Source organism: Actinokineospora sp. NPDC004072 (assembly GCF_053604195.1).
The window spans coordinates 100,543-112,774 of sequence record NZ_JBSGHB010000004.1; the positions used below are offsets into that span (position 1 = coordinate 100,543).

General features: G+C 73.9%; 10 protein-coding genes. 5 read left to right on the forward strand and 5 right to left on the reverse strand.

Going from position 1 to position 12,232, the window contains the following annotated elements; all coding sequences use genetic code 11:
* Positions 1-11: 11 nt before the first annotated feature.
* From ACWEPX_RS07595 to ACWEPX_RS07605, 3 genes are read left to right on the forward strand one after another with little or no spacing between them, the layout of a single operon-like run.
* Entirely contained in the window at positions 12-1,274 is a 1,263-nt protein-coding gene (locus tag ACWEPX_RS07595) for an MFS transporter (protein WP_451896532.1), read from the forward strand.
* Between the two features lie 19 nt (positions 1,275-1,293).
* Entirely contained in the window at positions 1,294-1,860 is a 567-nt protein-coding gene (locus ACWEPX_RS07600) for a PaaI family thioesterase (protein ID WP_451896277.1), read from the forward strand.
* Between the two features lie 26 nt (positions 1,861-1,886).
* Positions 1,887-3,020, forward strand: coding sequence for a metallophosphoesterase (locus ACWEPX_RS07605; protein WP_451896278.1), 1,134 nt, complete (start codon positions 1,887-1,889; stop codon positions 3,018-3,020).
* Here ACWEPX_RS07605 and ACWEPX_RS07610 read toward each other — a convergent pair.
* The 4 genes from ACWEPX_RS07610 to ACWEPX_RS07625 form a co-directional block, all read right to left on the reverse strand.
* The gene (locus ACWEPX_RS07610) at positions 3,010-3,711 is read right to left on the reverse strand and encodes an SDR family NAD(P)-dependent oxidoreductase (RefSeq protein WP_451896279.1); all 702 of its coding nucleotides are present in this window, start codon (positions 3,709-3,711) and stop codon (positions 3,010-3,012) included. The genes ACWEPX_RS07605 and ACWEPX_RS07610 overlap by 11 nt on opposite strands.
* Before the next feature lie 54 nt (positions 3,712-3,765).
* Complete coding sequence (locus tag ACWEPX_RS07615) at positions 3,766-5,946, reverse strand: tetratricopeptide repeat protein (protein ID WP_451896280.1); 2,181 nt, start codon at positions 5,944-5,946, stop codon at positions 3,766-3,768.
* A gap of 1,379 nt (positions 5,947-7,325) precedes the next feature.
* Positions 7,326-8,294: a glutamate ABC transporter substrate-binding protein gene (locus ACWEPX_RS07620; protein ID WP_451896281.1), complete on the reverse strand. Its 969-nt coding sequence runs from the start codon at positions 8,292-8,294 to the stop codon at positions 7,326-7,328.
* Positions 8,291-9,604 (reverse strand): hypothetical protein, encoded by a 1,314-nt coding sequence (locus ACWEPX_RS07625; protein ID WP_451896282.1) that lies wholly within the window; start codon positions 9,602-9,604, stop codon positions 8,291-8,293. Before ACWEPX_RS07625 ends, ACWEPX_RS07620 begins: the two co-directional genes overlap by 4 nt.
* Before the next feature lie 199 nt (positions 9,605-9,803).
* Between ACWEPX_RS07625 and ACWEPX_RS07630 the strand changes: the two genes are divergently transcribed.
* Positions 9,804-10,385 (forward strand): DUF5134 domain-containing protein, encoded by a 582-nt coding sequence (locus ACWEPX_RS07630; RefSeq protein ID WP_451896283.1) that lies wholly within the window; start codon positions 9,804-9,806, stop codon positions 10,383-10,385.
* Here ACWEPX_RS07630 and ACWEPX_RS07635 read toward each other — a convergent pair.
* Positions 10,382-10,942, reverse strand: a complete 561-nt coding sequence (locus tag ACWEPX_RS07635) for a PadR family transcriptional regulator (protein ID WP_451896284.1) — start codon at positions 10,940-10,942, stop codon at positions 10,382-10,384. The two genes, ACWEPX_RS07630 and ACWEPX_RS07635, sit on opposite strands and share 4 nt — an antisense overlap.
* Before the next feature lie 92 nt (positions 10,943-11,034).
* On the opposite strand from ACWEPX_RS07635, the gene ACWEPX_RS07640 reads away from it, so the two are divergent.
* Positions 11,035-12,180: an FAD-dependent oxidoreductase gene (locus ACWEPX_RS07640; RefSeq protein ID WP_451896285.1), complete on the forward strand. Its 1,146-nt coding sequence runs from the start codon at positions 11,035-11,037 to the stop codon at positions 12,178-12,180.
* Positions 12,181-12,232: the final 52 nt, after the last annotated feature.

The window sequence follows — 12,232 nt, forward strand, 5'->3', positions numbered from 1 at the left end:
CGGCGTCGGCGATGGGCAACTGCATCGAGTGGTACGACTTCGGCGTCTTCGGCTTCATGCCCGCGGTGCTGGGCGCGGTGTTCTTCGCCGCGGGCTCGCCCACGGCCAACACGCTGGGCACCTTCGCGGTGCTGGCGGTCGCCTTCGTCGCCCGGCCCTTCGGCGGGTTCGTCTTCGGCCCGCTCGGCGACCGGATCGGGCGGCAGAAGGTGCTGGCCACCACGATCATCCTGATGTCGGGGTCCACCTTCGCCATCGGCCTGTTCCCCTCGCACGACAGCGTCGGCGTCCTGGCCCCGATCCTGGTCATCCTGGCCCGGCTGCTCCAGGGCTTCTCCGCGGGCGGGGAGTACGGCGGGGCGGCGACGTTCATCGCCGAGTACGCCCCCGACCGCAAGCGCGGGTTCCTCGGCAGCTGGCTGGAGTTCGGCACGCTGACCGGCTTCTTCCTCGGCGCGGGCGTGGTGACCACGTGCACGGTCGTGCTCGGCGACGACGCCATGCGCGAGTGGGGCTGGCGCATCCCGTTCCTGCTGGCAGGCCCGCTCGGCCTGATCGGGCTCTACCTGCGGATGAAGCTGGAGGACACCCCGCTGTTCCGCGAGCTGTCCTCCGCCCACGAGGTGAGCCGGTCGCCGCTGAAGGACGTGCTGCGCACGCAGTGGCGGGCGATCCTGCACCTGATCGGCTACATCGTGCTGCTCAACATCGCCGACTACGTGATGTTGACCTACATGGAGAGCTACCTGACCAACGCCCTGGGCCTGGAGGGGCACACACCGCTGCTGGTCATCATGGGCGTCATCCTCGGGATGATGGCCATCATCACGCCCATCGGCGCGCTGACCGACCGGGTGGGGCGCAAGCCGTTCCTCTACGCGGCCGCGGCCGGGTTCATCCTGCTGCCGGTGCCGGCGTTCACCCTCATGGGCACGGGGAACGTGGTGCTGCTCACCATCGGCCTGGCCACCATCGGCATCCTGCTGACCTTCCTGCTGGCCACGATCCCGTCGGTGCTGCCCGCGATGTTCCCCACCGAGGTCCGCTACGGCGCGTTCGCCATCGGGTACAACCTGTCGACCGCGCTGTTCGCCGGGACCGCGCCCTACATCGTCACCAAGCTGGTCGACACCACCGGGAACGACCTGGTCCCGGCCTTCTACCTGATGGGCGCGGCGGCCATCGCGGTGGTCCCGATCTACCTGCTGCCGGAGACGGCGGGCCGCTCGCTGCGGCACATCACCTCCAGCACCCGCTCCCTGGCGCCCGCGTAGCCGTGCTTACCCTGCGGTAGTGAACAGCTGGCCTCCCGTCCCGACCGAGCCGCCCGCGCGCCACCCGGACGCGCCCGCGCCCGACACCGAGCTGCCCGAGCACTACGCCTACTGCTTCGGCTGCGGGTCCGAGGTGGACCACGGCCTGCACCTGCGGGCCACCGCGGGGCCGGACCTGACCGTCCGCTCGCGCTTCCTGGTCACCGAGCGCCACCAGGGCGCGCCCGGCCTGGCCCACGGCGGCCTGCTGGCGTGCGCGTTCGACGAGGCGCTGGGCACCGCGGTCGGCCACCTGCTGCGCAGGCCCGCGGTGACCGGCAGGCTGGAGACCGACTTCGTGCGCCCGGTGCCGGTGGGCACCATGCTCCACATCGACGCCCACATCGATGGCGTGGCCGGACGCAAGGTGTACGTGAGCGCCGAGGGCCGGATGGACAGCGTCGTCGGCGACATCGCCGTGCGCGCCCGGGCGCTTTTCGTGCTGGTGGAGCTGAAGCACTTCATCGACCACGGCAGGCCCGAGGACCTGAAGAAGGTGGCCGAGGACCCGAACCTGCTGGGCCGCTCGGTGGACCTGAACCCCTGACCACGACCCGTCCGTAGGCTGGGCGCATGTTCCTGGTGGTCGCCGCGGTCGTGGTCGTCCTGCTGCACCTGTACCTGTGGAAGCGGGTCGTCGCGGACACCACGCGCACGGCCCGCTGGCGGCGGGTGGGGACGGTCGCGCTGGTGGTGCTGGCGCTGCTCGTCCTGGCGGCGGTGACCCTGCCCCGGCGCGTCGGGGTGGACGTCGCGCGGTGGTTCGCCTGGCCCGGCTACCTGTGGTTCGGGCTGATGTTCTACCTCGTGGTCGCGCTCGCCGTGCTGGAGCTGCCGCGGTTCGCGGTGCGCAAGGCCCGCCGGATCACCGCCACCGACGAGGGGCGCAGGCTGTTCCTGGCCCGCTCGGCCGCGGTGGTGGCGGGGGTCGCGGCCACCGGGATCACCGCGACCGGCGTCGTCACGGCGCTGGGTGCGCCGCAGCTGCGCCGGGTCGCGGTGCCGATCCAGCGGCTGGACCCGGCCTTCGCGGGCTTCCGCATCGCGGTGGTCAGCGACATCCACCTCGGGCCCCTGCTCGGCCGCGGCCACACCGAGCGCCTGGTGCGGATGATCAATGAGGCGGAGGTCGACCTGGTGGCGATGGTCGGCGACCTGGCCGACGGCACCGTCGCCGAGCTGGGCCGCGCCGCGGAGCCGTTGCAGGACCTGGTGTCGCGCGAGGGCGCGTTCTTCGTCACCGGCAACCACGAGTACTACTCCGGCCACCAGCAGTGGGTGGTCGAGCTGGAGCGGCTGGGCCTGCACTACCTCCACAACGCCCGCACCCGGCTGACCCGCGGCGGCGCAGGCCTGGACATCGCCGGGATCACCGACGTCACCGGCGGCTCCTTCGCCGACGCCCCGGACCTCCCCGCCGCCCTGGCCGGGCGGGCCATGAACGAGCCGGTCGTGCTCATGGCCCACCAGCCGGTGCAGGTCGGCATGGCGGCGGAGGCGGGGGTGGACCTGCAGCTGTCCGGCCACACCCACGGTGGGCAGCTCTACCCGTTCCACCACATCGTGCGCCTGGCCCAGCCGTCGGTGTCCGGGCTGTCCAAAGTAGACGACACCTGGCTGTACGTCACCAACGGCGCGGGTTTCTGGGGCCCGCCGGTGCGGGTGGGCGCCCCGCCGGACATCTCGATCCTGGAGCTCAGGCGTTGATCCCGCCGTCGACCAGGATCGCCGTGCCGGTGATGTAGTCGCCGCCCGGGCCCGCCAGGTGGGCCACGGTCATGGCGATCTCGCGCGGGGCGGCGAAGCGGCCCAGCGGGATCATCGCCAGCTGGCCCGCGGCGTTCGGGCCCGCCGCGGGGTTCATGTCGGTGTCGGTGGAGCCCGGGTCGACCTGGGTGACGGTGATCCCGCGGTCGGCGAGGTCGCGGGCCAGGCCCCGGGTCATGCTGGTCAGCGCCGACTTGGTCATCGCGTAGGCGGTGATGCCCGGCATGGGCACCCGGTCGGCCAGGTTGCTGCCGATGTTGATGATCCGCCCGCCGCGCGGCAGGTGCTCGGCCGCCGCCTGCGCCGCCGTCCACGCCGCCCGGACGTTCACCGCCCACATCGCGTCGAGGTCGCCCACGACGCCCGCGTTGTTGACGAGCACGTCCAACCGTCCGAAGTGGGCGGCGGCCTCGTCGACGGCGCGGGTGACGGCGGCCGGGTCGGCCGCGTCCGCGCGGATCGCCAGGACCCGCCGCCCGGTGGTCTCCACCGCCGCCACGACCGCTGATGCGTCCTGCTTGTAGGTCACCGCGATGTCGGCCCCGTGCTCGGCGAGGACGACCGCGATCGCCGCGCCGATCCCCCGGCTGCCGCCGGTGACGAGCGCGACCTTTCCTTCCAAAGTGGTCATGGCTCAAGCTTCGCCGAATGCCGAACCAAGCGCTGGCGGCAATCGGACAGCGCTCTAGGTCAGGGTGCGCGGGCGGATCGCGTTCGCCTTGTCCACGAGCGCGTGCCGCTGCTCGGCGGTCGCGGCCAGCCGGGCCAGCGCGCGGTAGCAGCGCTCCAGCCCGAAGCGCAGGTCCCGCTCCGACAGCTCGCAGCCGAGCACCTTGCGCCCCGGCGGCCCGCCGCCCGGGCGGCCTGCCCGGACCCAGTTGTAGGCGGCCTCCAGCACCTCGGCGGACAGCCGGGTGCGCCGCTCGGCGTCCAGCGCCAGCCGCTCCAGGCGGGCGGCGGCGTCGTGCAGGTCCTGCTCGGCCACCCCGGCGTCCCCGCGCCGCGCCTTGATCTTGATGGCGGCGACCTGCGCGGCGACGTGGTGGCTGGAGGTCTCCGGCACCGCCTCCAGCACCTCGATCGCGCTCGACCGCGCGCCCTGGGCCAGGTAGACCCGGGCCAGGCCGAACGCGGCGCTGACGTAGGACCGGTCGGTGCGCCACACCAGCTCGTAGGTCCGCGCCGCGGCGAACACGTCGCCCGCCAGCTCGGCGCTGACCGCCAGCGCCAGCTTCGGGGCCAGCTCGCCGGGCACCGCGTCGTACACCCGGTCGAAGGCCTCCCGCGCGGCCTGCGGCGCCCGGCCCGCCAGCGCGATCAGCCCGTGGAACCAGTCCGGCCGCCAGTCGGCCGGGTCGGTCACCAGCCGCCGCGCCGAGGCCAGCTCGGCCGACGCCGCGCGCAGGTCGCCCTGCTCGATGCGGGCCTTGACCAGCCGCAGCCGGACCTCGACGGAGTCCTGCGGGGCCGCGGACAGGGCCGCGACCAGCTCGGCGGGCTCGGTCGCGGTGATGCTGGCCAGCGCGGCCGCGGCGTGGTCGGCGGTGTCGACCAGCGGCAGCGGCAGGATCGTGGCCACCTCGATCGGGTCCGGCACGGGCAGCGCGGGCTCGCCCTCGGCGGTCAGGCCCGCGCCGAAGCTGCGCGTCTCGACCCCGAACACGGTGGACACGCCGGGCCGAGGCTTGCCGGTGCCCAGCGCCATGACCTCGCGCAGCACGCCGGTGAGCTGGTCGGCCATCTCCGCGCACGAGGTGAACCGCTTGGCCGGGTCGGCGTGCGTGGCGCGCTTGAGCACCCGGTAGTAGCTGCCGAACAGGGCGAACAGCGGCTCGACGTCCGGGCCGGGCAGGGTGTGCTTGTAGCGGGAGGTGTAGCCGGCGAACTCGATGGAGAGCACGGCCAGCGTCCGCCCGACGGTGTAGATGTCGGAGGCGACCGACGCGCCCTCGCGGGGCAGCTCGGGGGCGGCGTAGCCCGCGGTGAAGAACAGCGGGCTCTCGTAGTCGTCCACCCGCCGCACCGCGCCGAGGTCGATCAGCTTGAGCTGCTCGCCGGACTGGATCACGTTGTCGGGCTTGAGGTCGCAGTAGAGCATGTCGACGCTGTGCAGGTAGCCCATCGCGGGCAGGATCTCCAGCCCGTAGGCGATCACCTGCCCGATCGGCAGCGGCTCGGCCCGGCCCACGTCCCGGTGGTGCTGGAGCGCGAGCTGGCGCAGCGACTGCCCGCCGACGTACTCCATGACGATGTAGCCGTTCATGGCGTCGGTGAACGGGTCCGGGTGCTGCACGAAGTTGTAGATCTTGACGACGTTCGGGTGCTCGACCTCGGCCAGGAACCGCCGCTCGTTGACCGCCGCGGCCATCGACGTCGCGTCCCCGGTGTCGATCATGCCCTTGAGCACGACCCACCGGTCGCTGACGTTGTGGTCCTTGGCCAGGTAGATCCACCCCAGCCCGCCGTAGGCGATGCACCCGAGCACCTCGTACTGCCCGGCGACGAGATCGCCCTTGCGCAGCCGCGGCCGGAAGTTGAACGCCTGCCCGCACTTCGGGCAGACCCCCTCCGGCGACCCCTTCTCCCCGTCGCCGCCCCGCCCGACCTTCTCCCCGCAGTTGGTGCAGTACCGCTTGTTCTCCGCGACGACGGCGTCTTCCAGCACCGCCGACGCCGGATCCTTCACCGGCACGACCGGCACGTCGACCAACCCGGCCCCGAGGCTCCCCCGCCCCGCCGCCCGCGACGACGTCCGCCGCCCGGTCCCGGGAAACGCTTCGCTCCCCGTCCCCGGCCCGCTGTCCGACCCGGTCCCGACCGGCTCATCGGGCTTGGGCGGGACGATGTACTGCGTCAACGTGGTCATGTTGAGCACGCTGGTCGGCAACGGCTCATCCGGCGCCAACGCAGGCGGAGCCGTCTGACGCTGCGGAGCCACCTGCGGCCGTGGCCCCTGCACCCACGGCTGCCCCGCGCCGTGCTGGTACCCGGGCTGCGGACGCGAGTGCGGCCCCTGCCCCGGATGCCCGCTGGAGCCGGTGTGGCCGGGGATGCCCGACCCACTGGAGCCGGTCTGGCTGGGAGCGCCCGGATACCCGGCGGAGCCGGTCTGACTGGAAGCGCCCGGGTAGCCGCCGGAGCCGGTCTGACTGGGGGCGCCTGGATGCCCGCCGGAGCCCGTCTGACTGGGAGCGCCCGGGTGTCCACTGGAGCCCGCCTGGCTAGGGGCGCCCGGGTAACCGCTGGAGCCAGTCGGGCCGGAGGAACTGGCCTGGCCGGGGTGGCTGCCGAAACCGGCCTGGCCGGGGTGGCTCGGGTGCCCGCTGGAGCCCGGGTGGCTTGCCGAGCCGGTCTGGGCGGGCGGCCCTGCGGGGCGGGGGTGGCCGGGGTGGGGTGCGGAGCCGGTCGGTCCGGGGGTGGGCTGGCCGCGGTGGGGTGGAGGGCCGGGGTGGCTGCCGGGGGCGGGGTGGCCGGTCGAGCCCGTTCCGGGGCCGGGGCGGTGCTGGGGCTGGCCCGGGTGCTGCCAGGGCTGCGGTTGGCTCTGCCCCGGGTGAGGTGGGCCGGGCTGGTGGTGGCCCTGCTGCGGCTGCCCCGGCTGGTGTCGGCCAGGCGGAGGCGGCCCCGGCTGGGACTGCGTGCCGAGATGGCGCAGACCAGGCTGCGACTGCTCGCCCGCCCGACGCATCCCCGGCTGGGACTGCTCCGCGGGATGCCGCGATCCAGACGGCTCCCCCGCATGACGCATGCCCGGCTGCGACTGCTCCGCAGGATGGCGCGGCCCGCTCTGCGACGGCTCGCCCAGGTGACGCATCCCCGGCTGGGACTGCTCCGCGGGATGCCGCGACCCAGACGGCTCCCCCGCATGACGCATGCCCGGCTGCGACTGCTCCGCGGGATTGCGCGGCCCGCTCTGCGACGGCTCGCCCAGGTGACGCATCCCCGGCTGGGACTGCTCCGCGGGATGCCGCGATCCAGACGGCTCCCCCGCATGACGCATGCCCGGCTGGGACTGCTCCGCGGGATTGCGCGACCCAGTCGCCTCCCCCACGTGGCGCATGCCCGGCTGCGATTGCTCCGCGGGATGCCGCGACCCAGACGGCTCCCCCGCGTGGCGCATGCCCGGCTGGGATTGCTCGGCGGGGTGGCGGGGGGAGGGGTGGGGGCCTGGGCGGGAGGGCGGGGTGGGCTGGGGCGTGTTGGGGTGGGGTGGGGTGGGGTCGTCGTCTGGGGGGGTCCACTGGGTCATCAGTCGCGGTACCTCAGCGTGGGCGGGGTGGGGCGGTCGCCTGCTTGGGCGAGCCAGCGGTCCCAGCTGCGCTGCCAGGCGCCGCTTTCGATCGACTTCGCCAGGACCGCGTTGACGAACCGGACCATGTCCTCGTTCTGCTTGGGGATGCCGATGCCGTACGGCTCCTCGTGGATGCGCTTGCCCACCATCTTCAGGTTCGGGTCCTGGGCGACCATCCCGGCCAGGATCGTGTCGTCGGTGGACACGCCGACGACCTGGCCCTGCTGCATGAGCACCAGGCAGTCGCTCCAGTTGTCCACCGCGACCAGCTCCGGCGGCGACGGGAACTCGCGCATGCGGGCCAACGACGTCGAGCCCTTCGCCGCGCAGACACGCTGGCCGCCGAGCTGGTTGATGTCGGTGATCTCCGAGGACTTGTCCACCAGCAGCCGCTGGGCGGCGACGTAGTAGATCGCCGAGAAGTTGATCTCGTCCCAGCGGGCGCAGGTCGCCGTCATCGTGCGGACCACGACGTCGACGTCGCCGTTCTTCAGGGCGTCGACGCGCTGGGCGGAGGTCAGGACGCGGAACTGCACCTTGTTCGGGTCGCCGAAGATGGCGGCCGCGATCTCGCGGGCGCGGTCGATGTCGAAGCCCTCCAGGGCGTTCGTCGTCGGGTCGCGGAAGCCGAAGAGGTAGGTGTTCTGGTCGACGCCCGCGATGAGCCTGCCGCGCTTGAGGATCTTCTGCATGGTCGAGCCCTCGGGCATCTGCCGGGCGGCGGGCAGCGCGCCCGGGCGCAGGCTGGCCGTCGGGTCGCAGTCCGACGGCTGGGCCGCGCCGGTCGTCGCGGGCGGGTTGACCTCGACGCCGACCGGCAGCGGGCGGTCGCCCGCGGTCACCGTCGCCAGGTCGACCGGCTTGCCGGGGGCCGAGCAGCCGCCCGCCAGCACCAGGGCGGCCACCGCCGCCGCGACGCGCCTCATCGGTACTCCCGCAGTCGTGCCCGGATGCCCAGGGTGGTGCCGACCCCCGCGATCAGCGCCAGCACGACCACGCCCGGCACCAGCCCGGTCAGGGCGTTGGCCGCGCGGCTGGTCTGGGTGACGAACTCCGCCCGACCGGCGTCCAGCGCGGTGATCAGGTTGCGGTCGAGCGCGGCGAACGCGGCGGCGGCGCTGTCCGGGGTGTCGGTGATGGCCAGCGCGACGGCCTGCTCGTACTGGCCGGTGCTGTCCAGCTCGCGGATGCGCCCGTGCGCGGCCACCCACGCCTCGGCGTTGCGCACCGCCTCGGTGATCGGCTCCGCCAGCGCAGGCGTCGACGCGGCCGCCGCGGCCCGGCTGAGCAGGTTGCCCTCGCCCGCGAGGGTCGGGGCCAGCTCGGCCCACTCCCGCTCGTAGGCCGCGCCGTCGCCGCGCGCGACCAGGGTCAGCGTCTCGTCGGCGCGGCACTTGAGGGAGTTGATCCGCGCCTGGACGAGCAGGTCGACCTGCTGCGAGCCGTTGCGCTCGGCGTCGCGCACGTAGGAGGACTCGACCAGCAGCGCGACCGTCCCCCAGATCAGCGCCAGGGCGACCGCCGCGGTCGCCGCGGCGAGGCCGACGTTGATAAGCCGGTTCGTCTTGCGGGTCAGCCAGAGCTGGGTGACCACGAGCGCGGCGATCAGCACCAGGGTGAGCGCCGCGGTGACCCACGGGAAGGAGCGCGCGTCCTCCTGCGCGGTGGTCAGCCGCTGGTAGTTGATCTCATAGAGCTTCTCGGCCGCGGGCAGGATCTGCGAGCGCATCAGCCCGGACGCCTCGCGCAGGTACGCCGCGCCAGCGGGGAAGCCCTGCCGGTTGTTGGCCCGGGCGGTCTCGACCAGGCCGGTGTAGACCGGGAGCTGGCGGGACAGGATGTCGACCTGCTGGGCGGCCATGGAGTCCGCGCCGACGTCGGAGGACGCCTTGCCCAGGGCGGCCCCGGCCTGGGCGATGTCGAACTCGTAGCGGGCCCGCAGGTCGTCGGGCTCGGCGCCGCCGGAGAGGAAGGCGCTGGCCGCGGTGGCGTCGGCGTCCGACAGCGACCGGAAGATCAGCTGCGCGGCCGCGGTCAGCGGCTCGCGGTGGGCCACGAGGTCGTCGAGGGTGTCCTTCTTGTCCTGCAGGGTGAGCGCGGCGAACACGCCCGCGACGGTGGTGAGGACGACCAGCGCGGCGGCGGCGACCGACAGCCTGCCCGGCGTCGTCGTCGTGCGGCCCAGCGCGGCCCGCGCCCGGGCGGGCGGGGCCTCGGTCACCACGGGTGCTCCCACGGGTTCCCAGTCAACAGCACGATCACCCGCCCGACGCCCGCTTCCCCCTGGCGTTATCCGCCTGTGATGCCAGGTCCCTTCACCGGGTGAACCTAGCCCCTCCCGGTGGACCTCCGCCACCGTCGGTGACGCCGCTGCGCTACGCGATCGCCCGGTCGCGCTCTGGCGCGTCATCCCGGTCCGCTGGGACGGTCGAGGGGTGCTGATCCTGGCCTGGACCCTCGTCGCGGGCTTCCTGGCCGTCGGCGGGTACGGCGTCGCCCGGCTGGTCGCGGCGGCCTCGCGGGAGGCGTACCCGGGGCGGCACCGGGCGGTCGACGTGGCGCACGTGCTCATGGGCCTGGGGATGGCGGTGATGGCCTCCCCGGTCGGCGGGCCGCTGCCGATGGCCGCGTGGCAGACCGCGTTCGTGCTGATCACCGCGTGGTTCATCGGCGCGTGGGCGCACGGCCTGCGCCACCCGGTCGCCCCCGCGGGCTGGCACGGCAGCGCGCTGCACCACGCCCTGGCCGCGCTGGCGATGCTCTACATGCTGGTCGCCGTGCCGCACTCGCCGACGGCCATGGCGGCCGCCTGGACGCCGGGCCCGCACACCGGCCAGGCCGCGGCCCCCCTGCTCGGCTGGGCGCTGGTGGTCGCCCTCCTGGCCACCACCGCACCGATGCTGCGGGCCATGACCCGCCCGGGCAGCCGGGACATCCTCACCTGCACCCGGCGCGCGGCGTGGGCGCAGGTGGCCATGTCCACGGGCATGGCGGCGATGATCGCGCTCCTGCTCTAGGGCGCTGGCCAGGTCAGCTCGCCGCTGCGCAGGTCGGCCACGACCTGGCGCAGCCAGCCGACCTCGGCGCGGCCGACGACCTGGGCGTACTCCTCCTCCAGCAGGAAGGGGCGGGCCAGGCCCAGGCCGTCCACTTCGGCCACTGCGGCGTCGAGGGCCGCTTCGCGCGCGGCCGCCCGCTTGTCGAGCAGGTCGGCCACCTCGCGGGGGGAGAGGATCAGCAGCGACGCCAGGGCTGCGGGGAACTCCGGGTACTCGACGGCGGGCTCGGCGAGCATCGTCCGCAGCCAGTCGAGCATGGTCGCGGTGCCCTCGGCGGTGAGCTCGTAGACGGTCCGCTCCGGCCTGCCCGCTTCCCGGTCCACCCCGCGGACCTTGATCAGCCCGAGCCGCTCCAGCCGCTCGACGGCCTGGTAGACGCTGTTGCGGGAGGCCACGTTGGCCACCCGGTCCTTGCCGCGCGACCGGATCAGCTCGTGCATCCGGTACGGGTGCGCGGGCTCCTCGGCGAGCAGCACCAGCAGCACCAGCGCCAGCGGCGACCGCGTCCTTGCCATGCCCCGACCCTAGCCGGACCCCGGCAGCCCACCCCGATAGCCATCACATGAACAGTCATTGCATGGTTAGCAACCATATGTATAGTGATGTCATGACTAAACGAGTGCTGATCATTGGTGGGGGCATCGCGGGGCCGGTGGCGGCGCTGGCGCTGCGGCAGGCCGGGTTCGAGCCGGTGGTGTTCGAGGCGTACGGGGAGTCCGCCGACGGGGTGGGGGCGTTCCTGACGCTGGCCAGCAACGGGTTGGCCGCGCTGGACACCCTCGGCCTCGCCGGGCGGGTCGCCGCCGCGGGCTTCGCCACCCCGCGCATGCGGCTGGGCCTGGGCTCGCGGGAGCTGGGCTGGTTCCCGATGTCCAGCGCCCACCCCGACCGGCCCACCACCGTCACCCTGACCCGCGCCGCGCTGTACGAGGTCCTGCGCGCGGAGACCGAGCGCCAGGGCATCCCCGTCGAGTACGGCAAGCGGCTGGTCGACGCCGCCGACGGCACCGCCCGCTTCGCCGACGGCACGACCGCGACCGGCGACCTCATCATCGGCGCCGACGGCCTGCGGTCGACCCTGCGCACGATCATCGACCCGGCCGCGCCAGCCCCGCGCTACGTCCCGCTGCTCAACACCGGCGGCTACGCCCGCGGGGTGCGCGTCCCCGGCGAGGTCGGGACCGCCTACATGGGATTCGGCAGGCGCGCGTTCTTCGCCTACCTCCCGCACCCCGACGGCTCGGTCTGGTGGTTCGCCAACATCCCGCACAAGGCCGAGCCCACCGCGGCCGACCTCGGCGGGGACTGGCGGGCGCGGCTGCGCGAGGTCTACGCGGGCGACGACCTGCCCGCCCAGGCGATCATCGACGGCACCGCCGACATCATGCGCCCGTACCCCACCTACGACTTCCCCACGGTGCCCACCTGGCACCGCGACCGCATGATCATCATCGGCGACGCCGCGCACGCTACCTCGCCCGCCGCGGGGCAGGGCGCGTCGATGGCCGTGGAGGACGCGGTGACCCTCGCCCGCTGCCTGCGCGAGGACCCCGCCACCGCCTTCGCCCGCTACGAGCGGCTGCGCCGCGCCCGGGTCGAGAAGGTCGTGCGCATGGGCAAGCGCAACGGCGACGCCAAGGCCCCCGGCGTCTTCGGGCGGCTGCTGCTCCTGCTGGCGATCCGCATGCTCCCCACCCGGGACATGTCCTGGCTGCTGGACCACCGCGTCGACCAGCCCGCGGCGGCCCGCTAGCCCGATCCGCCCGTTCCGGCGCGGTCGCGCTGGTCAGCGGTGCAGAATGACC

Excerpts from the sequence above, each read along its gene's own strand:
- ACWEPX_RS07605 (WP_451896278.1), top strand. The coding sequence starts at position 1,887 with ATGTTCCTGGTGGTCGCCGCGGTCGTGGTCGTCCTGCTGCACCTGTAC.
- ACWEPX_RS07595 (WP_451896532.1), top strand. The coding sequence starts at position 12 with ATGGGCAACTGCATCGAGTGGTACGACTTCGGCGTCTTCGGCTTCATG.
- ACWEPX_RS07620 (WP_451896281.1), bottom strand. The coding sequence starts at position 8,294 with ATGAGGCGCGTCGCGGCGGCGGTGGCCGCCCTGGTGCTGGCGGGCGGC.
- ACWEPX_RS07640 (WP_451896285.1), top strand. The coding sequence starts at position 11,035 with ATGACTAAACGAGTGCTGATCATTGGTGGGGGCATCGCGGGGCCGGTG.
- ACWEPX_RS07635 (WP_451896284.1), bottom strand. The coding sequence starts at position 10,942 with ATGGCAAGGACGCGGTCGCCGCTGGCGCTGGTGCTGCTGGTGCTGCTC.
- ACWEPX_RS07610 (WP_451896279.1), bottom strand. The coding sequence starts at position 3,711 with ATGACCACTTTGGAAGGAAAGGTCGCGCTCGTCACCGGCGGCAGCCGG.
- ACWEPX_RS07615 (WP_451896280.1), bottom strand. The coding sequence starts at position 5,946 with ATGACCACGTTGACGCAGTACATCGTCCCGCCCAAGCCCGATGAGCCG.